Source organism: uncultured Kluyvera sp. (genome assembly GCF_902485085.1).
Lineage (GTDB): Bacteria > Pseudomonadota > Gammaproteobacteria > Enterobacterales > Enterobacteriaceae > Kluyvera > Kluyvera ascorbata.
In genome coordinates, this window is sequence record NZ_CABTJS010000182.1 from 47,187 (window position 1) to 68,920 (window position 21,734).

A 21,734-nucleotide genomic window follows, 5' to 3' on the forward strand; every position below is an offset into this window, starting at 1 on the left:
GCTACCCGCCTCGCGGGTAGCTGAAAGTTCGGTGACGTGTTATTCGAATTTCACCGGATTGTCGCGATAGGCTTTGAGTTTCTCACGCATCCAGCGGCTGCTATTACGGTTAACCGCGCTGACGACGCCCGTCGTGGCTCCGCCACCAACCTGTACGTGGAAAATACTGCGTGACGGGAAGTCGTGGTATTTCGCCGTCGAGAGATCCCAGGATTGGCGGCTAAATAGATCGCGAGGGTTGCGGCCCATCATACCGACGTGTACGTCGAGAAATTCAATGTCCAGCAGCTTGGTATTGATAGCATCTACGGCGCTGCCAATTTCAGGATGACCCATCAGATAGCTACCGCCGGTGCCCCAGAACTGTTCCTCCAGTTCGCCAACTTCCTCGCTGACGCTTGCCAGGCGGCTAGCCGGAACCTGCCATGGCATGACCGGCTGGCGCAGATGGCGGCTGAGCGAAGCGCAGAAATCAAACGTCCGATCCCACTCATAAGGCGAATAACAGTAACCGTTTTTATAGGCGCGAGCGGTGAAGTCATCGGCCTCGTAGCGATCGGCAGCCATAAAATCGGCTCCTTTGGCAACGGCGGATGCGCCATTGGCGAGCGTATATTCGATATCGTCAAACACGCCGACCATCAGCGCATATTCTGCCGAGAGCTTACCCGCGAGTTCAGGGGTAATGGTCATGCGCTTTTTCGTGCCATCTTCAGGATCGAAAACATCATCGTAGGTAAAGTCCTGGTACACCCACTGTGAGCCGCCAACGCTCCACAGGTTGATTTGCCAGCCGAGAACGACGTCCGGCGCAACCACGCGTACCAGCCAGTTAACCGCCTTAATGTAGCCTTTCAGGGTGTCGGTAATGCCCGCCGGGATGGTGATATCAACACCGTGGTGCGCCATAGCTTCCGCCAGCGGCTTGCGAACCGTCACCGGATAATCTGCGGCGAAACCGTATTTCTGGCATTCGCCAAGGTAATCCGGGTTAACGATAAAGCCAGCCGGTACCGGGTGCTCGTCATCCTTCATTGCCTGAGCCATTTGCAGCGCCTGAATGAAGTTCGCGAAGCTAAACTGGTGACGGACAGGATCGTTAATAATATTGGTCACATCGCCCAATGACAGGTTGCAGGTATAGGACACCATGACGGGCAGCACGTGTTCTTGCGTGCTGCCCGTAACGTTACGCGCCATTTCGATGATTTTTGGCGTAGGCTCTTTTGCCGGATCCAGGTAGGCGGATGCATCTCCCATACCATCGTCGCCGGAATATTTAAAGAGAGACGACACGCGCGCTTCGGCAAGGTCCGCTACGTTACTCGGCGACATATCGGCACAGCCGCCAAAGCTCAGAAAGTCCGGGAACCCTTTAACATGCAGATTCGCACCTTCTGTTACCGCGACCGTTAAGGTCAACGCTGCGTCATTATCAACCCGCAGCTGCTGCGAGGCGGTATCAACGTAATAAATGACGCCATTCTGAATCACGGTAGGGCTTTCTACACGGTAGTTCCCCGGCGCGATGCTGGCGATGGCGTTGTGATTGCCCGGCTGCATCGGCAGATTGCCGAAATGATATTGGCGCGGAGTATCATTTTCGTCGATGAGGCGAATATAAAATGCGGCATCCACGGTTTTTTCCACGTTAATGGCGATATTAAGCGCGGCGGAGTGCGCCGCGGTATCACTCTGCGAGTGAATCTGAGCGTCGCCAAAAACAATATTCTCGTGCTGATTATTCAGCGGCCCTTGCACGACATCAACGCAGTAGTGGGCGTTGTTCAATCTGATATCGTCAATGCGCAGGGTGAACTGACCGCTAATCGGCAATTGCTGCAGGCGGACTGACTGCCCGACGCGCAGTGCGATGCGTTGCGCTTCAATCCCGTTCTCCTCGTAAACCAGCTGTAAAGTTTCATTGTACAGCGCGTGCGATGTGGATAAATCGAGCTTCACATCGAGGGTGGTGCTGCGTTGTGCGGGCCCAAAGGTGACGTTCAGCGCGGTGCGCTGGCCTTTGCCGATGGTCACCTGAGAGGACCCCAAGGCTACCTCGGCCCGTACGGTTCCATCAGCGGTGCACAGCTGCGCGGCGCTGACGGTGTAGGTACCGGCGACAATACTCAATGTATTATTTCCCGCAACCAGCGCGCACGTTTCGCGTTGTTCACCGCGGGTCAGCACCAGTTCCAGCGGCGTCTGCTCCAGCCCGGTCGGGAAGGCGGCACAGGTGACGACAAGCTCGCCTGCGACCTGAGTTTCTTCATCTGCGGCGAGCGTGAAGGAATCCTGGAACGTCTGCCAGGCCGGCACCGTATCGGATGCCACATTCACGCCCATATGGATCGTGGAAATAGCGTTACCAATTGCAGAACCATCGGCAGCGGAAATTGTTAATTTGATATCAAATATACCGCTGGAAATTTCACTGGTCTCGATATCTGTTTTTAATTCACACCATGGGTTGGTGGAAATAGTGATATCGCCGGCAGTTACCTTCCCCGGTGCGCTGAATGTCAGCACCATTTTTTCTTTGATATCGATAACTTCAGCGGTCGTCGATTTTATATTGTTGATATCAACTGTCGGATACCAGGTATCGCTGCTGAAGGTGAGTTCAAATCCTAATTGCATGAGTTATCTCCGTTAATTTCTTTTTCATGTGGTATTTGTATGACACGCAGGGGCGTCTACCTCTTATTGGCGTTATTTACCCTGTGGGCTTTTACTTATAAACGACAGTTAATGAGAAAACAGCTATGTAAAAGAGATGGTGATAGTTAATGATTGAATGTTATCTGCGGCAGATTTATTAATGTCGCGAGGGGGTTGTGATGATGTAGAAATAGATTTTAATGATGTTAAGTGAGTCGGGGATAATAATAAAAAAGCCCCGGGCAGCGGGGCAAGTAACAATGAGACTTTCGCGCTTCCATGCGCATGCGGTTAAATTAAACAGTGAACAGAGGGGGAAGCCTTATTGATGGAGTGACTTCAGCAAAGCAAAGGCCTCTTTCATTCGTTCTTCGCTCACCACGAAAGCGCACAGCTGCTGACGGTCGTCATACCCCTGCGCCAGCATGCCGTCGGCGCGAGTTTCAATCTTCCAGTTCAAATCCGGGCGGCGGGTTTCACCGGCCAGATGCAGCGGCAGATCCGGCGTTTTCACCTTTACCAGCATGTTCGGCAGCTTCAGCTCGCCGGGCTGGCCGAGCAGATTCTTCGCCAGACACATGGCGCTCATCAGAATCGGCTGCAGGAACGGCAGCACCGTACCGTTAATCTCAGCGCAGTCGCCCAGCGCGTAGATATCCGGATTACTGGTGCGCAGCGTCCCGTCGACCTTCACGCCGCGGTTAATCTCGAGACCCGCCATGCGCGCCAGCGCCGTTTCCGGGCGCAGGCCGGTGGCGGCCACTACCGCATCAACCTCGACGTGGCGGTCACGGTCAAAGGTGGCGCGAATGCCGCTGGCGGTCTGTTCCAGCGATTGCAACTGAGATTTCAGCAGCAGATGAATACCCATGTCGGTCAGACGATGCTGCAAACGGCTGCTTACTTCCGGCGGCATCAGCGAAGCTAGCACGCTGGCAGAGTTATCGACCACGGTGACCGCTTTACCGGCGCGGCTGAAGTCCATTGCCAGCTCGCAGCCAATCAAACCACCGCCGATAATCAGCACGCGTCGGGCATCGCGCAGCGTACTTTGCGCCGCGCCAAACTCCTGCTGGCTGTTGAGGGTCAGCATCAGCTCTTTGCCCGGTACCGGCGGCACGATGGTGGACGCGCCCGTTGCCAGCACCAGCTTGTCGTACTGCCACTCATGGTTCTGGCTTTTCACCACATGCGCGGTTGCATCGATGCTGGTCACCCAGGTCTGCGGGAACAGGTTCAGGTTGTACTGCTCGGCGAACTCGCCTGCGGTTTGCAGGGTGAGGTCGGCGGCGGTTTGCCCCCGGCTCACCACATGGCTTAAGTCCGGCTTGTTGTACTCGTCGATGCTGTCGGCGGCGATGAGCGTCAGTTTGACGCTCGCGTCGAGCTTACGAATATTCTTCACCAGCTGGCGGGCGGCGAAGCCCGAGCCAACGATCACGATGCCATGATTCATTTTGCCTCCGTCGCCAGTACGTCGAAGACGTCTTTGCCTAATGAACATTCCGGGCACAGGAAATTGTCCGGGACTTCGCTCCACGGGGTGCCTGGTTGCACGTCCTGATTAGGTTCGCCTTTCGCTGGGTCGTAAATCCACTGGCACACGCTGCACTGCATGCTTGGGCCGAGGTCGGCTGCGGCAGCGGCGGCACAGGCCTCTTTCGCGGCGTCGGGTTTTGCGGTGGCTTCTGGCAGCGGAGCCAGCGCCCACTGGCGAGCGATTTCACGACCGTGCTGACGGCACACTTCCAGCGCATCAACATCAGGACGCCATTTGGCTTTCAGGCTCAGGGACATTTCAAAGCCCGCATCCTGCAAACGGGTCGACAGACGGTCGACCGCGCCGCCGCTCCAGCCGTGCGAACCAAAGGCGCTGGCGCGCTTGTTGCGGAAGCGCAGGCCGGTCATCTCTTCCACCAGGCCAGCGATTTTCGGCATCATCACGTTGTTCATGGTTGAAGTCCCAACCAGCACGCCTTTAGAGCGGAAGACGTTGGTCAGAATTTCGTTTTTATCGCTGCGGGCGACGTTGAAGATTTTCACCGCCACGTTCGGGTCAACTTCGTTGATCCCCTGGGCAATGGCATCCGCCATCATGCGGGTGTTGTTGGACATGGTGTCGTAGAAGATAGTGATACGGTCTTCCTGATAGTCTGCCGCCCATTTCAGGTACAGTTCAACAATCTGGGTTGGGTTATCGCGCCATACCACACCGTGAGAGGTGGCAATCATATCAACCGGCAGGTTGAAGCCGAGGATCTCGGTGATTTTTGGCGTCACCAGGCGGCTGAACGGGGTCAGGATGTTGGCGTAGTAGCGCTGGCACTGTTCGAACAGTTCGGTCTGATCTACTTCGTCGTTGAACAGGCGTTCGTCACAGTAGTGCTGGCCGAAGGCATCGTTACTGAACAGCACCGCGTCGCCGGTCATGTAGGTCATCATGCTGTCAGGCCAGTGCAGCATCGGGGTTTCCACGAAGATCAGCTGTTTGCCGTTACCGATGTCCAGGCTGTCACCGGTTTTCACCACGTGGAAGTTCCATTCTGGGTGATGGTGGTGACCGTTGATGGAGTCAATGGCGTTAGCAGTGCAGTAGATTGGGGTGTCCGGGATCTGCGACATCAGCTCGGTCAGCGCACCGGCGTGGTCTTCTTCAGCGTGGTTAATGATGATGTAGTCGATGTCAGCGAGGTCGATTTCACCGCGCAGGTTCTGTACGAATTCACGACTGAATTTATGGTCGACGGTATCAATCAGGACATTTTTTTCTTCACGGATAAGGTAGCTGTTGTAGCTGCTGCCGCGCAGCGTTTTGTATTCGGTACCGTGGAAATCACGTACTTCCCAATCACGTTGACCAACCCAATGAATGTTATTTTTAACCAGAATAGACATAGCAACCTCAATTAATTCAGCGTTTTTCAAAAAAGATGTATTGCTAATTGCAGGTTGTGTGCCAACTTTTTAATTAATTGATTTTATTGAATTAATTAATTTTTACCTCTTTGTTGTTAGTCAAAATGACTATGCTTGATATTGTCAATATGACATCATGCATTGTCAAAATGACTGTAAGAGGTACGCCATGAGCTTTTCCGTTGATGTGCTGGCGGGCATCGCCATAGAACTCCAGCGCGGCGTCGGTCATCAGGACCGATTCCAGCGTCTGATCACCACGCTGCGTCAGGTGCTGGAGTGCGATGCCTCGGCGCTGCTGCGCTACGACGCCCGGCAGTTTATTCCGCTGGCGATCGATGGGTTGGCGAAAGACGTACTCGGCAGGCGCTTTACCCTCGAAGGGCATCCGCGGCTTGAAGCGATTGCCCGCGCGGGTGACGTGGTGCGTTTCCCGGCGGATAGCGATTTACCCGATCCGTACGACGGTCTGATCCCCGGTCAGGAAAGCCTGAAGGTCCACGCCTGTATCGGGCTGCCGCTGTTTGCCGGGCAAAACCTGATTGGCGCATTAACCCTCGATGGCATGTCGCCGGACCAGTTCGACGTGTTCAGCGATGAAGAGCTGCGGCTGATTGCCGCGCTGGCGGCGGGGGCGCTCAGCAACGCGCTGCTGATTGAGCAGCTTGAAAGCCAGAATATGCTGCCGGGCGCGCCGACCGACTTTGAGCAGGTAAAAGAGACGCAGATGATTGGCCTGTCGCCGGGCATGATGCAGCTTAAAAAAGAGATTGAGATTGTTGCTGCCTCTGACCTGAACGTGCTGATAAGCGGCGAAACCGGCACCGGGAAAGAGCTGGTGGCGAAAGCGATTCATGAGGGCTCGCCGCGTGCGGTCAGCCCGTTGGTTTATCTGAACTGCGCCGCACTGCCGGAGAGCGTGGCTGAGAGTGAGCTGTTTGGTCACGTCAAAGGGGCGTTTACCGGGGCTATCAGCAACCGCAGCGGCAAGTTTGAAATGGCCGACAACGGTACGCTGTTCTTAGATGAAATTGGCGAGCTGTCGCTGGCGCTCCAGGCCAAGCTGCTGCGCGTATTACAGTATGGCGATATTCAGCGCGTCGGTGATGACCGCAGTCTGCGCGTTGACGTACGGGTGTTGGCTGCCACCAACCGCGACCTGCGTGAAGAGGTGGTTGCCGGTAATTTCCGCGCCGACCTGTTCCATCGCCTGAGCGTGTTCCCGCTTTCCGTGCCACCGCTGCGTGAACGAGGTGACGACGTGGTGCTGCTGGCGGGCTACTTCTGCGAGCAGTGTCGGCTGCGGCTTGGATTGTCGCGAGTGGTATTAAGCAGCGGCGCGCGGACGCATCTGCAAAGCTACGGTTGGCCGGGTAACGTGCGCGAGCTTGAACATGCGGTACACCGTGCGGTTGTGCTGGCGCGGGCAACCACGCGCGGCAACGGCGAGGTGGTACTGGAAGCGCAGCACTTTGCGTTTCAGGAAGGGACGCCAACGACGGCGGTCGTAGAGACAGCGGCGCCGATGCCGGCGGTGAACAACCTGCGTGATGCTACCGAGCATTTTCAGCGGCAGATGATTCGCCAGGCTTTAGAGACGCATCAGCATAACTGGGCGGCAAGCGCCCGGGCGCTGGAGACAGACGTCGCCAACCTGCACCGGCTGGCGAAACGTCTTGGGCTGAAGGATTAAAGGATGCCAGCCTGGTAGAAGTTTTGCAGGTTAATCGCGCCGACCAGTCGATGGTTTTCATCCACCACCGGCGCGGCGCTGATTTTCTGCTTCATCAGCTGTTCTTTGGCGTCGACCGCACGCGCCTGATCGTGCAGGGTCACGCCGCCTTTGGTCATCGCGTCGTTAACGCAATCGTCCAGCGAACCGCCGCTCACCAGCCAGCGGCGCAGGTCGCCGTCGGTGAAGACTCCCTGAACCTGTGATTGCTCGTTACAGACCGCGACCATCCCCATGCCGGTACGGCTGAGTTCCAGCATCGCGTCCATTACGCTTGCGTGAACGGTGACCTGCGGGACATCGTCCTCGTGACGCATCAGGTGGTGAACGCGGTTGAGCAGACGTGCGCCCAGCGCACCGGCCGGGTGAGAGCGAGCAAAATCTTCTTCGTTAAAGCCGCGGGCCTGCATAACGGCAATCGCCAGCGCGTCGCCCATCATCAGCGTGTTGACGGTGCTGGAGGTGGGCGCCAGGTGCATCGGGCAGGCTTCGCGCTCAACGGCAATGTCGAGCACGGCATCGGCCGCCTGCGCCAGCGCGGAGTTGGCCTTGCCGGTCATCGCCAGCAGCACCACGGATTTCTCTTTCAGCCGCGGAATGATGTAGTCCAGCTCTTTGGCGCTGCCGGAGTAGGAGATAAACAGCATGACGTCGCGGCTCTCTACCATCCCCAAATCGCCGTGCAGCGCTTCCGCCGGATGAACAAAGAAAGCGGGGGTGCCGGTGCTGGCGAAGGTGGCGGCGAGTTTTTTGCCGATATGGCCAGATTTGCCCATCCCGGAAACAATCAGTTTTCCTTTGCAGTTCAGGATGGCGTTGGCGGCCTGAACAAAGGTCTCGTCAAGACGGTCGGGTAGGCGGCTGGCTTCCTGCAGTTCCAGTAAGAGGGCCTTACGCCCGGCCTCTAACAAAAAATCACTCATTGCTCTCTCCGGTTATGATTACTTCAATCCCTTTGTCTTCCAGCGCTTGACGAAACGCCGGGTCGATTCCCGCGTCGGTAATCAGCTTATCAACGCTTTCCAGACTGCACACCACGTTAGGGCTTTTGCGTCCGAATTTTGAGGAGTCTGCCATCAGGATCACTTCGCGTGCCGCGTTGCACATCGCTTTACTGACGGTATAAACCTCGTTAAAGGTGGTCACGCCAGCGTTCAGATCGATGCCGTCAGTGCCCATAAAGAGTTTATCAAAGCTGAAATGCTCAAAGGCATTTTCCGCTAATTGCCCGTGGAACGAGGCCGATTTTTTGCGGAAGGTGCCGCCAGGCATCAGGATAGTCTGTTCATTGTCCAGTTCCGACAGCGCGTTAACGATATGCAGGCTGTTGGTCATGACGGTGATGTTGCGAAAGCGAGCAAGCATGGGAACCATCTGTAGCACTGTGCTGCCTGCATCCAGAATGATGGAGTCGCCGTCGTGAATAAAGGTGATAGCCGCTTGCGCGATACGCTCTTTTTGGTGGGTATTGATGAGCGTTTTGTGATCGATAGGCGGGTCGGACTCATCTTTGTTTAACACCACGCCGCCGTAGGTTCGAATGACGGTTCCGGCATTTTCCAGAATGACCAGATCCTTGCGAATGGTGGTACCCGTGGTGTCAAAGTACTGGGCCAACTCTTCAACCGAGCATTTACCCTGTTTTTGCAGGTGCTCAAGAATAGCGGCCTGACGCTGACGAGGTTTCATAGGCGTGATTACCCTGACATAAATTTGCGAAATGATAATTTCGCAAGCTATTAGCATTCACAACGAAATTACCCATGTTTCAGTTTAAGCGCCAATGATAGTGCATTCTGCGAGAGGGGATCATGGGGAAAGATCACATCGGGCTGTAATTCATCACGATGTTTTCCTTTTACCCCGTTAATTTCACCCGGTCTGGCGAACACGGTCACTCCTTTCATAAATAGCGTATCGACGACGTGGAGATGTTCATCCAGCGCGACAGCGACCACGACGCGTGGCTTAAAGCGACCGCCGGAGCGCCCTACGCCAACGCGACCCTGCTGGCAGAGTTTGTCGAACGCCCGGTTGAAGCGGTGGATTTGCCAGCCGCCCAGCGCGAGCTGAGCGCACCAGGCGATAACGGCAACGGTAATCAGGGCTGAAACCATAGTGTGCTCCTGGTGGTGCCGGATGGCGGCGGTGCCTTATCCGGCCTACCGATTTGATGTAGGCCCGGTAAGCGTAGCGCCACCGGGCATAGCGTTTAGAACATCACCTGGCCGCCGGTGACGTTGATTGACTGGCCGGTACAGTAGGAGGCTTTCTGGCTGGCATAGAACAGCAGCATGTTCAGCACATCCTGATAATCGCAGCCGCGTTTGAGCGGTACTTTATCGATGTAGTATTGCTCCACCTCGCCCGGCTCAATACCAAGCTTGGTGGCATACTGCGGCAGCAATGACTGAAACATCGGTGATTTCAGCAGGTTGCCCAACATTAGCGAGTGTACGGTGATGCCGTACTCGGCCAGATCCAACGCCAGCGACTGCGTTAAGCCTACGCCGCCAAACTTTGCGGCGCTGTAGCCGGAGTTGTGTTTGCTGCCCACCTTGCCAGATTTTGAGTTGATTTGAATGATCCGTCCGGCAACGCCGTCGCGGATCATCAGCCGCGAGAATTCGCGGGCGCAGAGGAAATAGCCCACCAGGTTGACCTGGAGCGAGCGGTCGAAATCACCCAGTTCGAAATCGCTGATAAATGCGGCTTTGGCGATGCCCGCGCTGTAGACCAGCAGATCCACGCGGCCAAAAATTTCGTCGACGCCGCGTGAGAGCGCCAGCACGCTGTGTTCGCTGGTGGCATCGGCACCAAAGCCATAGGCCATCCCCTCGCCAAATTCGGCGTTAATCTCTTGCGCCACGCTGGCGGCTTTATCGCTTTGAATATCGACCACGGCGATGCGGTATCCTTCTGCGGCGAGGCCGCGGCAGAGGAATGCCCCAAGGGTCTGGCCTCCACCAATAACTACGGCAACCTGCTTCATTATTTTCTCCTTAAATATTAATCGATAAACTGCAATATGGTTCCCGGTGCGATATCGTCCGGCGTTGACCCAGCGAGGTGTACCGTGCCGGGAAATTTCGCTTCGTTTCGTCCATCGAAGCACAGAGTGATATGCCCCAGTTCACGTAAGTTTTGTTCGGCTACGCTGCCTACGGCGGTGACCCGATAGCGCAGTTCGCCTATCTCAAAGTGCATGCCGCTCTGGAGGGGGCCATTTAAACTGCCGGGGCGGTGGATGTAGCAAAACTCTTCAATATCCGCCGGTGCACCTTCCCGGAAGGTGATCAGCATCTGGTCGCCCAACGCCTCCGCGGCGCTCTGGCCGATGCGAGTAATGGTGGTCTGATAAATCACGGTCATCACTGATTCTCTATTGATAGATAAATCCGGAAACAAACCAGGCAATCAGCACGGTTGGTGCTCCGGTCAGAAAATGGCTCACCAGCACGGAAGGCACGCCCACGCGTACGGTGTTTTGTCGCGCCTCGGCGAGGGATAACCCCACTGGAATAAAGTCGCATGCGGCCTGCGCGTTAATCGCAAACAGGGCGGGTAACGCCAGGTGTGGCGGGATATTGCCAAGCCCAATCTGTACGCCTATCAGGACGCCAATCACCTGAGCGATAACGGCCCCTGGGCCGAGGAAGGGGGATAGCAGGGGGAAAGAGCAGATTAGCGCCAGTGTGACCAGCCCGAGCGGATGGCTGGCAAGCGGTGCCAGTCCGTGGGCTATCCAGTCGCCGAGACCTGACGCCATGATGATGCCGATAAGCGCCGAGACGAACGCCATAAAGGGAAGAATGGTCTTGAGTACCGTATCAATGGTATCTCGACCCGCCTGAAACAGTACCGCTACCGCCGAGCCCATTCCCATGCCGACTTTGGCGAGTAGGCCATCGCTCTGTTCAGTTATCTTTTTCGTGGTGTCGTAGTCGCGTCCGCTGGCGGTCGTAGGTTTTGCTGGGGGAGTTACGCCGGTAGCTTCGCTGGCTTCACCGACAAGGCGTATGTTCTCTTCCCTGACGCCGGAGACGTAAATGTCCTCCAGGATAAACTGCGCCAACGGGCCGGATTTGCCGGTGGCATGGATATTAATGGTAGGAATACGGCGCTTCGGATAGATGCCGCAGCGCAATGTGCCGCCGCAGTCGATGATCGCGACCCCTATTTCCTGTTCAGGCGGTTCACCCTCTTTAAAGCCATCGACGGCCTGCCAGCCGGTGAGCTCGGCGAGTTTGTCGACGATTGCCGGGCGGGTTCCGGCCGTGATGTAGACGATTTTCTTACCGGGTACAGCGTCCAGCTCAAGCGGGCCGCCCCAGCCGCCGGTTCCTCTTTCAATATGAATGCGCGTCATGATGCTGCTCCCGACAGTTGAACGTGCTGTTCCAGTTGAATGCCCATTTTTTTCTCAAAGACGGCGGTGGTGAAGTCCGTAATCCAGCCGCGGAAGAAGTTGGTGACCAGACCCAGCAGCAGGTAGCTCACCGCCAGCGGCCCAAGCGGCAGCCCTAATGTCGTCAGGCCATTGGCGATGCCCAGATAGACAAACAGTTCGCCTGGGTTGATGTGGGGGAACAGCCCGTTCATGGAGTGGCAGCTATAGGAAGCGGCGGCATAGTAGCTGGGCTTGTACTTCTCTGGCATAAAGCGCCCCAGACTCAGAGTCATTGGGTTGCAAAACACAAATGTGCCAATGCAGGGCAGTAGCAGGTAGCGAGAGACCGGATTGCCCGCGCAGCGTTGAGCAAACCGCTCAATGCGGTGCTGACCGATGAAGTTAATGAGCGCATTCATGATGACCAGCAGGCTAATCAGCAGCGGAAGAATGCCAGTCACCATGCCGGTGAAGACCTCTCCGCCTTTCTGAAACAGCCCGATGAACAATTCAGCTCCCAGGGTAATGGTGTCGACCATAGTTATCTCCTGTAGGGATTTATCGTTTTATTACCAAAAGGTGGGAGATTTTAATCAGATCGAAAGATTTTAAAGTGTTATTTTGATCGCAAAATGAAAGATAAATATTTTATTGTGAAAGTTATTGCGAGCGTGGCCGCAGGAAAAAGAGCAAGCAAAGTGTAGAAATGAGAAATTCTGCGAGCGAGCGCGACAACCGCTTCCTTGCAGCGTGGCGGATGCTTTACCATATTTAACTCTTGCTGATATTGTTAAACGGATGTCCCATGTTGAAGCGTCGTGTTCTGGCTTTACTCCCCCTGTGTGTCCTGCTCGCTGCCTGTAGCAGCAAACCTAAAACGGCTGAAGCCCCGGCAACCACCTCCGGCGGTTTTCTCCTTGAACCTCAGCACAATGCGCTGATCCCGACCGGTGATTTTGCCAATAACCCAGCGGCGGAGCAGTTCATCGATAAGATGGTGAGTAAGCACGGCTTTGACCGACAGCAGCTGCATGAAATTCTCTCCCAGGCCAAGCGCCTGGACTACGTGCTGCGCCTGATGGACAGGCAGGCGCCGACCGGCCAGCCGCCAGTCGGCCCGAACGGGGCGTGGCTGCGCTATCGTAAGCAGTTTATTACTCCGGATAACGTACAAAACGGCGTGGTGTTCTGGAACCAACATCAGGACGCACTGCAGCGCGCGTCACAGGTCTACGGCGTACCGCCGGAAATTATTGTCGGGATTATTGGCGTTGAGACCCGTTGGGGTCGCGTGATGGGTAAAACGCGTATCCTCGATGCGCTGGCGACCCTCTCGTTTAACTATCCACGCCGCGCTGAATACTTCTCTGGCGAGCTGGAAACCTTCCTGCTGATGGCGCGTGATGAACAGGACGACCCGCTGGATCTGAAAGGTTCGTTTGCTGGCGCGATGGGCTACGGCCAGTTTATGCCGTCCTCCTACAAGCAGTATGCGGTTGATTTTAACGGTGATGGTCACATCAACCTGTGGGATCCGGAAGACGCTATCGGCAGCGTGGCGAACTACTTCAAACAGCACGGCTGGGTGAGCGGCGATGCGGTGGCGGTTCAGGCAATGGGGCAGGCTCCGGGGCTGGATAATGGGTTCAAAACCAAATACAGCGTTTCGCAGCTGGCGGCGGCAGGCTTAACGCCGATGCAGCCTCTGGGCAACCATCAGCAGGCAAGTCTCCTGCGACTGGATATCGGTACGGGCTATCAGTACTGGTACGGGCTGCCGAATTTCTACACCATCACCCGCTATAACCACAGCACCCACTATGCGATGGCGGTCTGGCAACTGGGCCTGGCGGTCGCTCAGGCGCGCGGTCAGTAATCCTTCCTTCTGGCTCCCCTCGGCTCTGAGGGGGGCTTGTTACATTTAGCATCATTTCCTGCCGTTTACATCTTAGCGCTAATCCAATATTGTTATGTTATAACATTAAATGGTGAGGCAAAGATGTTCACTCCTGTTTTTATGGCTAGCAGCATGACGCGGGTTTTGCTGGCCTGCGCGCTGTTGGCCGCGCTGTGGTTGATGGTCTGGTGGGCGGTGTCGCTGCCATGATTGAACTGGATAATCTGGTGGCTGGCTATGAAGGCGCAGCCATTACGCCATCGCTGAGCGGCGTGATTCAAAAAGGCAGCATGACGGCGATTGTCGGCCTGAACGGCTGCGGCAAATCGACTTTACTGAAAACGCTGGCGGGGTTTATTCCGCCGGTGAGCGGCGTGATTCACTGGACGCCTTCGCGCCCGGTTATTGGCTGGCTGGCCCAGCGTCATGCGCTGGAGTCGCAGTTTCCGCTGACCGTGCTGGATGTTGTCAGTCAGGGCGCATGGCCACGCGTCTCGCTTCTGCGCGGCCTGCGTAGCGATACGCGCCAGCGCATTCAGGCGTCGCTGGCACGAGTCGGGCTGGCGAGCATGGCGAAAACCCCGATTGATGCGCTGTCCGGCGGTCAATTTCAGCGGATGCTCTTTGCCCGCGTGCTGGTGCAGCGGGCACCGTTGGTGATGCTCGATGAGCCCTTTACCGGCATTGATGAAGCGACCAGCCATGACCTGATGGGCGTGATTCAGGAGATGCATCAGCAGGGGCAGACCGTGCTGGCCGTGCTGCACGATAACCAGCGCGTGGCGGAGTATTTCCCGGAAACGCTGCTGTTGGCCCCACAAAATGCCTGCTGGGGACATACCCGCGACGTGCTTCCGGCGTTTAGCTCCGCGAGGCTCGCATGATCTGGCACACCTTTTTCCAACCCTTCATTGAGTTTGGCTTTATGCGCCGGGCGCTGGTGGTCTGCCTTGCCCTGTCGCTCAGCACTACGATCCTCGGCGTCTTTTTACTGCTACGGCGAATGAGCCTGATGGGCGACGCGCTGTCGCACGCCATTCTTCCCGGCGTGGCGGTGGGCTATCTGGTGAACGGCATGTCGCTGCTGGCGATGACCGTCGGCGGTTTTATTGCCGGTATTACGGTGGCGCTGGTGGCCGGCTGGGTCAGCCGTCGCACGCCGCTGAAAGAGGACGCCAGCTTTGCCGGATTCTACTTAGGGTCGCTGGCGCTGGGGGTCACGCTGGTGTCGCTGCGCGGCTCCAACGTCGACCTGCTGCACCTGCTGTTCGGTTCGATTCTGGCGGTGGATAACGATGCCGCGCTGTTTGTGGCGGGCGTCGCCAGCCTGACGCTGCTCTGCATTGCTCTCTTCTACCGGGGGCTGGTGAGTGAAGCGTTTGACAGCAGCTGGCTGCAGGTGAATGCGCGCTGGCTGCCCGTGTTGCTGCACGGGCTATTTCTGGCGTTGCTGGTGCTCAACCTGGTGGCTGGCTTTCAGGTGCTGGGCACGCTGATGGCGGTAGGCGTCATGATGCTGCCCGCCGTCGCGGCGCGTTGCTGGGCGAAAACCTTACCGTCAATTCTGCTGCTGGCGGCGCTGATAGGCGGAATATGCGCCTGGATGGGGCTCAGCCTGTCGTGGGCGGCGAATCTTCCCGCAGGGCCATCGATTGTGCTCACCGCCAGCGGCGTATTTTTGATTTCTGTGTTTTTTGGCAAGCGAAGCCGGCTGACCGTTAGCTGGCAAAAACGAAGAGGATAGGGGACATAATGAAACGTATTGGGGTGATTCTGGCGTTGGCGTTAGGGCTGACGGCGCAAGGTGCGATGGCAAAAACGCTGAACGTGGTCAGCAGCTTCTCGGTGCTGGGCGATATGGTGAAACAGGTGGGTGGCGAACACGTTCACGTCGACACGCTGGTCGGTCCGGACGGCGACCCGCACACCTTCGAGCCGTCGCCGCAGGATAGCGCGCTGCTCAGTAAAGCGGATGTAGTAGTGGTTAACGGGCTGGGGCTGGAGGGCTGGATGGACCGCCTTATTAAGGCCTCCGGCTTTAAAGGTGAGCTGATAGTCGCCTCGACGGGAGTGAAAACGCATACGCTGGATGAAGACGGCAAAACGGTCACCGACCCGCACGCCTGGAACAGCGCAGCGAATGGCGCACTGTATGCGCAGAATATTTTGACCGGACTGGTCAAAGCCGACCCAGAGGACAGCGCGGCGCTGAACGCCTCCGGCAAGCGCTATATTGGTGAGCTTAACGACATTCACACCTGGACTAAACAGCAGTTCAGCGCTATTCCACAGGCGAAGCGTAAAGTGTTGACCAGCCACGATGCTTTCGGCTATTTCTCGCGGGCTTATGGCGTCACCTTCCTGGCTCCGCAGGGGCTCTCTTCCGAGAGCGAAGCCAGCGCAGCGCAGGTAGCGGCGTTGATTACGCAAATTAAGGCGGACGGCGTGCATACCTGGTTTATGGAAAACCAGCTTGACCCACGTCTGGTGAAGCAGATTGCAGCGGCGACCGGCTCACAGCCGGGCGGTGAGCTGTATCCGGAAGCGCTGTCAAAACCGGGGGGCGTGGCGGACAGCTATGTCAAAATGCTGCGTCATAACGTCGAGCTTATCGCTGCCAGCATGCGCTAAATCTAGCCTTTCTTCGCCCCGGTTCTTCCGGGGCGTTCAATTTCGGAATCCCCCTCGTAAAATCACTATCCCGTCCCCACATCTGTTCTGAAAGTGCTATCTTTGATGGCCTCTTTATCGAGCTTAAGCGGAGCGATGATGACAGATTCAGAATTAATGCAGCTTAGCGAACAGGTCGGCCTGGCGCTGAAGGCTCGCGGGGCGACACTCACCACCGCAGAGTCCTGTACCGGTGGCTGGATAGCGAAAGCCATTACCGATATTGCCGGTAGTTCGGCCTGGTTTGAACGCAGTTTCGTGACCTACAGCAACGAGGCGAAATCGCAGATGATCGGCGTGCGTGAAGTCACGCTCGAACAGTATGGCGCGGTCAGCGAGCAGGTGGTTATAGAGATGGCGATTGGCGCACTGCGCGCGGCGCGTGCCGATTTTGCCATCTCGGTCAGCGGCATTGCCGGGCCAGACGGCGGCAGCGCTGAAAAGCCGGTGGGCACGGTCTGGTTTGGTATTGCCACCGTAGCTGGACAGGGCATTACCCAGCGTGAATGCTTCGAGGGGGACCGCGAATCGGTACGTCGTCAGGCGACGGCCTACGCGCTTAATCTCCTCTGGCAACAATTTCTACAAAACACTTGATACTGTATGACCATACAGTATAATTGCCTCAACAGAACAGAATTCACTATCCGGTAACACCCGGTATGACAGGAGTAATAATGGCTATCGACGAAAACAAACAGAAAGCGTTGGCTGCAGCGCTGGGCCAGATCGAAAAGCAATTCGGTAAAGGCTCCATCATGCGTCTGGGTGAAGACCGTTCCATGGACGTGGAAACTATCTCTACCGGTTCGCTTTCGCTGGATATCGCGCTGGGCGCTGGCGGCCTGCCAATGGGCCGTATCGTCGAAATCTACGGGCCAGAATCCTCCGGTAAAACAACGCTGACGCTGCAGGTTATCGCTGCCGCGCAGCGTGAAGGCAAAACCTGTGCGTTTATCGACGCTGAACACGCGCTGGATCCAGTCTATGCTCGCAAGCTGGGCGTTGATATCGACAACCTGCTGTGTTCTCAGCCGGACACCGGTGAACAGGCGCTGGAAATTTGTGACGCGCTGGCGCGTTCTGGTGCGGTAGACGTTATCGTTGTCGACTCCGTTGCGGCACTGACGCCGAAAGCGGAAATCGAAGGCGAAATCGGCGACTCTCACATGGGCCTCGCGGCACGTATGATGAGCCAGGCGATGCGTAAGCTGGCGGGTAACCTGAAGCAGTCCAACACGCTGCTTATCTTCATCAACCAGATCCGTATGAAAATTGGCGTGATGTTCGGTAACCCAGAAACCACCACCGGTGGTAACGCGCTGAAGTTCTACGCTTCCGTACGTCTTGATATCCGTCGTATCGGCGCGGTGAAAGAGGGCGACAACGTTGTCGGCAGCGAAACCCGCGTGAAGGTTGTGAAGAACAAAATTGCAGCTCCGTTCAAACAGGCTGAATTCCAGATCCTCTACGGCGAAGGCATCAACTTCTTCGGTGAGCTGGTCGACCTTGGCGTGAAAGAGAAGCTGATTGAGAAAGCGGGCGCCTGGTACAGCTACAACGGTGACAAAATTGGTCAGGGTAAAGCGAACGCTATCTCCTGGCTGAAAGAGAACCCGGCTGCGGCGAAAGAAATTGAGAAGAAGGTGCGTGAGCTGCTGCTCAACAACCAGGACTCTACGCCGGACTTCGCCGTTGATAACAACAGCGTTGAAGAAACCAACGAAGACTTCTGATAATCTCTGAACTGAGACGAAGGGCTGCTTATGCAGCCCTTTTTGCATTTATCACGACGGTAAAACATCATGACCGAAAACTCACCGCGTCGTTCCGCCTATGCCCGCCTGCTGGATCGCGCCATTCGCATTCTGGCGATGCGCGACCACAGCGAACAGGAGCTGCGGCGCAAACTTACCGCCCCGGTGATGGGGAAAAATGGTCCAGAGCCCATCGATGCACCGCCGGAAGATGTTGAAAAGGTGGTGGCCTGGTGTTTTGAAAACCGCTATCTCGACGATAGTCGCTTTGTGCAGCAATTTATGGCCGGACGTAGCCGCAAAGGGTACGGCCCGGCGCGGATTCGTCAGGAATTGGGGCAAAAGGGCATTGCGCGCGACGCCATCGAGCAAGCCATGCGTGAGTGCGACATTGACTGGGCGGCGCTGGCACGCGATCAGGCGGTGAGAAAATACGGTGAGCCGCTGCCAACTACCTTTGCTGAAAAGGTCAAAATCCAGCGATTTTTGCTCTACCGTGGCTACCTGATGGAAGATATCCAGGAAATATGGCGAAATTTTGCGGATTGACCGCACTGGGGATTTTACTTCCCTTTAAAGAAAACTTATCTTATTCCCACTTTTTCCGTCCGGAGGCGGGTTGTTTTTAAAGCGATCCGCGTCGGTGACGAATATTCCTTAATACACAAAATCATTCAAGCCGCATCCGAGCGGTGGGCGAGAGAAGCTTCAGGCGGGTACTTCAGTACGTGTCTGAAGGTGAAAACAGCCGTTGCCTCGCGGTTTGAAGGATGAAGTGTAGCTTGATGTCAGGATAATTATGAGCAAGAGCACCGCTGAGATCCGTCAGGCGTTTCTCGACTTTTTCCATAGTAAAGGCCATCAGGTAGTTGCCAGCAGCTCCCTGGTGCCGAATAACGACCCTACGTTGCTGTTTACCAATGCCGGGATGAACCAGTTCAAAGATGTGTTCCTCGGTCTCGACAAGCGTAATTATTCTCGCGCGACCACCGCGCAGCGTTGCGTACGTGCGGGCGGTAAACACAATGACCTGGAAAACGTCGGTTACACCGCACGTCACCACACCTTCTTCGAAATGCTGGGTAACTTCAGCTTCGGCGACTACTTCAAGCACGACGCTATTCAATACGCGTGGGAGCTGCTGACCGGTGAAAACTGGTTCGCCCTGCCGAAAGAGCGTCTGTGGGTCACCGTTTATGAGAGCGATGACGAAGCTTACGAAATCTGGGAAAAAGAAGTCGGTATCCCGCGTGAGCGCATCATCCGTATCGGCGACAACAAAGGTGCGCCGTACGCATCGGATAACTTCTGGCAGATGGGCGACACCGGTCCTTGCGGCCCGTGCACCGAGATCTTCTATGACCACGGCGACCACATCTGGGGCGGCCCTCCGGGTTCCGCTGAAGAAGACGGCGACCGCTACATTGAGATCTGGAACATCGTCTTCATGCAGTTCAACCGTCAGGCTGACGGCACCATGGAACCGCTGCCGAAGCCGTCTGTGGATACCGGTATGGGTCTGGAGCGTATCACCGCTGTCCTGCAGCACGTGAACTCCAACTATGACATCGACCTGTTCCGTAAGCTGATTGACGCGGTGGCGAAAGCGACCGGCGCAACCGACCTGAGCAACAAGTCCCTGCGCGTTATCGCGGACCACATTCGTTCCTGTGCGTTCCTGATTGCCGATGGCGTGATGCCGTCTAACGAAAGTCGCGGCTACGTGCTGCGTCGCATCATTCGTCGCGCGGTCCGTCATGGCAACATGCTGGGCGCGAAAGACACCTTCTTCTACAAGCTGGTTGGCCCGCTGGTAGACGTGATGGGTGCCGCAGGTGAAGAGCTGAAACGTCAGCAGGCGCAGGTTGAGCAGGTTCTGAAAACCGAAGAAGAACAGTTTGCTCGTACGCTGGAGCGTGGTCTGGCGCTGCTTGACGAAGAGTTGGCTCGACTTCCCGGCGACACGCTGGACGGCGAAACCGCATTCCGTCTGTACGACACCTACGGCTTCCCGGTTGACCTGACGGCGGACGTTTGCCGTGAGCGCAATATCAAGGTTGATGAAGCTGGCTTTGAAGCCGCAATGGAAGAGCAGCGCCGTCGTGCGCGGGAGTCCAGCGGTTTTGGCGCCGACTACAACGCGATGATTCGCGTTGATGGTACTTCAGAATTTAAAGGCTATGACCATCTGGAACTGAACGGCAAAGTCACTGCGCTGTTCGTTGACGGCAAAGCGGTAGAGTCTATCGCTGCCGGTCAGGAAGCGGTTGTGGTGCTGGACCAGACGCCATTTTATGCCGAATCAGGCGGTCAGGTTGGCGATAAGGGCGAACTGAAAGGCGCGGGCTTTAGCTTTGCGGTCAGCGACACCCAGAAATACGGCCAGGCGATTGGTCACCTCGGCAAGCTGGCGACCGGCGCGCTGAAAGTGGGTGACGGTGTGCAGGCTGACGTTGATGTAGCACGCCGTGCACGCATCCGTCTGAACCACTCTGCAACGCACCTGATGCACGCGGCGCTGCGCCAGATTCTGGGTACGCACGTTGCGCAGAAAGGCTCGTTGGTAAACGACAAGGTTCTGCGTTTCGACTTCTCTCATTTCGAAGCCATGAAGCCGGAAGAGATTCGCGCGGTTGAAGATCTGGTCAATGCCCAGATTCGTCGCAACCTGCCAATCGAAACCAACATCATGGATCTCGAAGCGGCGAAAGCGAAGGGCGCAATGGCGCTGTTCGGTGAGAAATATGACGACCACGTTCGCGTTCTGAGCATGGGTGACTTCTCTACTGAGCTGTGCGGTGGTACCCACGCTTCTCGTACCGGCGATATCGGTCTGTTCCGCATCGTGTCTGAGTCAGGCACCGCGGCAGGCGTTCGTCGTATCGAAGCCGTAACCGGCGAAGGCGCGATCGCCACGCTGCACGCTGAAAGCGATCGCCTGAGCGATATTGCGCAGCTGCTGAAAGGCGACAGCCATAACGTCACCGAAAAAGTGCGTACCGTTATTGAACGTACGCGTCAGCTGGAAAAAGAGCTGCAGCAGCTTAAAGAGCAGGCGGCAGCACAGGAAAGCGCGAACCTTTCCAGCAAAGCTGAGACTATTAACGGCGTTAACCTGCTGGTGAGCGAGCTTGCCGGCGTTGAGCCGAAGATGCTGCGTACTATGGTCGACGATCTGAAGAACCAACTGGGTTCTGCGGTTATCGTGCTGGCGACGGTTGCAGAAGGTAAGGTTTCTCTGATTGCAGGCGTGTCTAAGGATGTGACCGACCGTGTGAAAGCAGGGGAGCTGGTTGGCATGGTCGCTCAGCAGGTGGGCGGCAAAGGGGGCGGACGTCCGGATATGGCGCAAGCTGGCGGTACCGACGCGTCTGCGCTCCCTGCTGCACTGTCCAGTGTGAAAGGCTGGGTCAGCGCTAAACTGTAATAACAATAAACGCATGCGGGTGCCTTAACGTTAAACGTTAAGGCACCTTGCATATGCGGTACTGATAACGATAAAGTCAGGTTGAAGTCATGTAAATCGGCTAAACTTACATTTAACAGAGTGTGATGCTGTGACCGCTTACACGAAGGTGTTTGTCATTGCTGACCTTTTGGCGTTATATGATGGAGAATGCCGGGATACAGAGAGACCCGACTCTTTTAATCTTTCAAGGAGCAAAGAATGCTGATTCTGACTCGTCGAGTTGGTGAGACCCTCATGATTGG

Annotated in this window: 19 protein-coding genes; 9 read left to right on the forward strand and 10 right to left on the reverse strand. The window is 56.2% G+C overall.

Going from position 1 to position 21,734, the window contains the following annotated elements:
* Positions 1-39 precede the first annotated feature (39 nt).
* The 3 genes from RDN66_RS22935 to norV form a co-directional block, all read right to left on the reverse strand.
* Entirely contained in the window at positions 40-2,640 is a 2,601-nt protein-coding gene (locus RDN66_RS22935; RefSeq protein WP_308538204.1) for a hypothetical protein, read from the reverse strand.
* Positions 2,641-2,983: 343 nt separating this feature from the next.
* Positions 2,984-4,117, reverse strand: a complete 1,134-nt coding sequence (gene norW / locus RDN66_RS22940; protein WP_035892548.1) for an NADH:flavorubredoxin reductase NorW — start codon at positions 4,115-4,117, stop codon at positions 2,984-2,986.
* Positions 4,114-5,556, reverse strand: coding sequence for an anaerobic nitric oxide reductase flavorubredoxin (gene norV / locus RDN66_RS22945; RefSeq protein WP_123650553.1), 1,443 nt, complete (start codon positions 5,554-5,556; stop codon positions 4,114-4,116). Before norV ends, norW begins: the two co-directional genes overlap by 4 nt.
* Positions 5,557-5,746: 190 nt before the next feature.
* Here norV and norR point away from each other — a divergent pair, with 190 nt between their 5' ends.
* The gene (norR, locus tag RDN66_RS22950) at positions 5,747-7,270 is read left to right on the forward strand and encodes a nitric oxide reductase transcriptional regulator NorR (RefSeq protein WP_035892545.1); all 1,524 of its coding nucleotides are present in this window, start codon (positions 5,747-5,749) and stop codon (positions 7,268-7,270) included.
* Here norR and gutQ read toward each other — a convergent pair.
* The 7 genes from gutQ to RDN66_RS22985 form a co-directional block, all read right to left on the reverse strand.
* Positions 7,267-8,232, reverse strand: coding sequence for an arabinose-5-phosphate isomerase GutQ (gene gutQ, locus RDN66_RS22955; RefSeq protein ID WP_202217321.1), 966 nt, complete (start codon positions 8,230-8,232; stop codon positions 7,267-7,269). The two genes, norR and gutQ, sit on opposite strands and share 4 nt — an antisense overlap.
* Positions 8,225-8,998, reverse strand: coding sequence for a glucitol operon DNA-binding transcriptional repressor SrlR (gene srlR, locus RDN66_RS22960; RefSeq protein WP_202217322.1), 774 nt, complete (start codon positions 8,996-8,998; stop codon positions 8,225-8,227). The genes gutQ and srlR overlap by 8 nt, the downstream gene beginning before the upstream one ends.
* Positions 8,999-9,066: 68 nt before the next feature.
* Positions 9,067-9,426, reverse strand: a complete 360-nt coding sequence (gutM, locus tag RDN66_RS22965; protein ID WP_202217323.1) for a transcriptional regulator GutM — start codon at positions 9,424-9,426, stop codon at positions 9,067-9,069.
* A 95-nt stretch (positions 9,427-9,521) separates the two neighbouring features.
* Positions 9,522-10,301 carry a sorbitol-6-phosphate dehydrogenase gene (gene srlD / locus RDN66_RS22970; protein ID WP_123650549.1) on the reverse strand — a complete coding sequence of 260 codons (780 nt, stop codon included), beginning with the start codon at positions 10,299-10,301 and terminating at the stop codon, positions 9,522-9,524.
* Positions 10,302-10,318: 17 nt separating this feature from the next.
* A complete protein-coding gene (gene srlB / locus RDN66_RS22975) occupies positions 10,319-10,681 on the reverse strand; it encodes a PTS glucitol/sorbitol transporter subunit IIA (RefSeq protein WP_123650548.1) in 363 nt (120 codons plus the stop codon).
* 10 nt (positions 10,682-10,691) lie between these two features.
* Positions 10,692-11,678: a PTS glucitol/sorbitol transporter subunit IIB gene (locus RDN66_RS22980; protein ID WP_308538205.1), complete on the reverse strand. Its 987-nt coding sequence runs from the start codon at positions 11,676-11,678 to the stop codon at positions 10,692-10,694.
* Positions 11,675-12,238, reverse strand: coding sequence for a PTS glucitol/sorbitol transporter subunit IIC (locus RDN66_RS22985; RefSeq protein ID WP_202217325.1), 564 nt, complete (start codon positions 12,236-12,238; stop codon positions 11,675-11,677). Before RDN66_RS22985 ends, RDN66_RS22980 begins: the two co-directional genes overlap by 4 nt.
* A 266-nt stretch (positions 12,239-12,504) precedes the next feature.
* Here RDN66_RS22985 and mltB point away from each other — a divergent pair, with 266 nt between their 5' ends.
* From mltB to alaS, 8 genes are all read left to right on the forward strand, one after another.
* Complete coding sequence (gene mltB, locus RDN66_RS22990) at positions 12,505-13,575, forward strand: lytic murein transglycosylase B (RefSeq protein ID WP_202217326.1); 1,071 nt, start codon at positions 12,505-12,507, stop codon at positions 13,573-13,575.
* A gap of 194 nt (positions 13,576-13,769) precedes the next feature.
* A complete protein-coding gene (locus tag RDN66_RS22995; protein ID WP_185064426.1) occupies positions 13,770-14,480 on the forward strand; it encodes a metal ABC transporter ATP-binding protein in 711 nt (236 codons plus the stop codon).
* Positions 14,477-15,340, forward strand: coding sequence for a metal ABC transporter permease (locus tag RDN66_RS23000; RefSeq protein WP_035892541.1), 864 nt, complete (start codon positions 14,477-14,479; stop codon positions 15,338-15,340). Before RDN66_RS22995 ends, RDN66_RS23000 begins: the two co-directional genes overlap by 4 nt.
* 8 nt (positions 15,341-15,348) lie before the next feature.
* On the forward strand, positions 15,349-16,227 hold the full coding sequence (locus RDN66_RS23005; RefSeq protein ID WP_035892540.1) for a metal ABC transporter substrate-binding protein: 879 nt from the start codon (positions 15,349-15,351) through the stop codon (positions 16,225-16,227).
* A 138-nt stretch (positions 16,228-16,365) separates the two neighbouring features.
* The gene (gene pncC, locus RDN66_RS23010; protein ID WP_202217327.1) at positions 16,366-16,863 is read left to right on the forward strand and encodes a nicotinamide-nucleotide amidase; all 498 of its coding nucleotides are present in this window, start codon (positions 16,366-16,368) and stop codon (positions 16,861-16,863) included.
* A gap of 80 nt (positions 16,864-16,943) precedes the next feature.
* Positions 16,944-18,002: a recombinase RecA gene (gene recA / locus RDN66_RS23015; protein WP_035892538.1), complete on the forward strand. Its 1,059-nt coding sequence runs from the start codon at positions 16,944-16,946 to the stop codon at positions 18,000-18,002.
* Positions 18,003-18,071: 69 nt separating this feature from the next.
* Complete coding sequence (gene recX / locus RDN66_RS23020) at positions 18,072-18,572, forward strand: recombination regulator RecX (RefSeq protein ID WP_035892537.1); 501 nt, start codon at positions 18,072-18,074, stop codon at positions 18,570-18,572.
* A gap of 250 nt (positions 18,573-18,822) precedes the next feature.
* Positions 18,823-21,450 carry an alanine--tRNA ligase gene (alaS, locus tag RDN66_RS23025; protein ID WP_202217328.1) on the forward strand — a complete coding sequence of 876 codons (2,628 nt, stop codon included), beginning with the start codon at positions 18,823-18,825 and terminating at the stop codon, positions 21,448-21,450.
* The last annotated feature ends 284 nt before the right edge of the window (positions 21,451-21,734 follow it).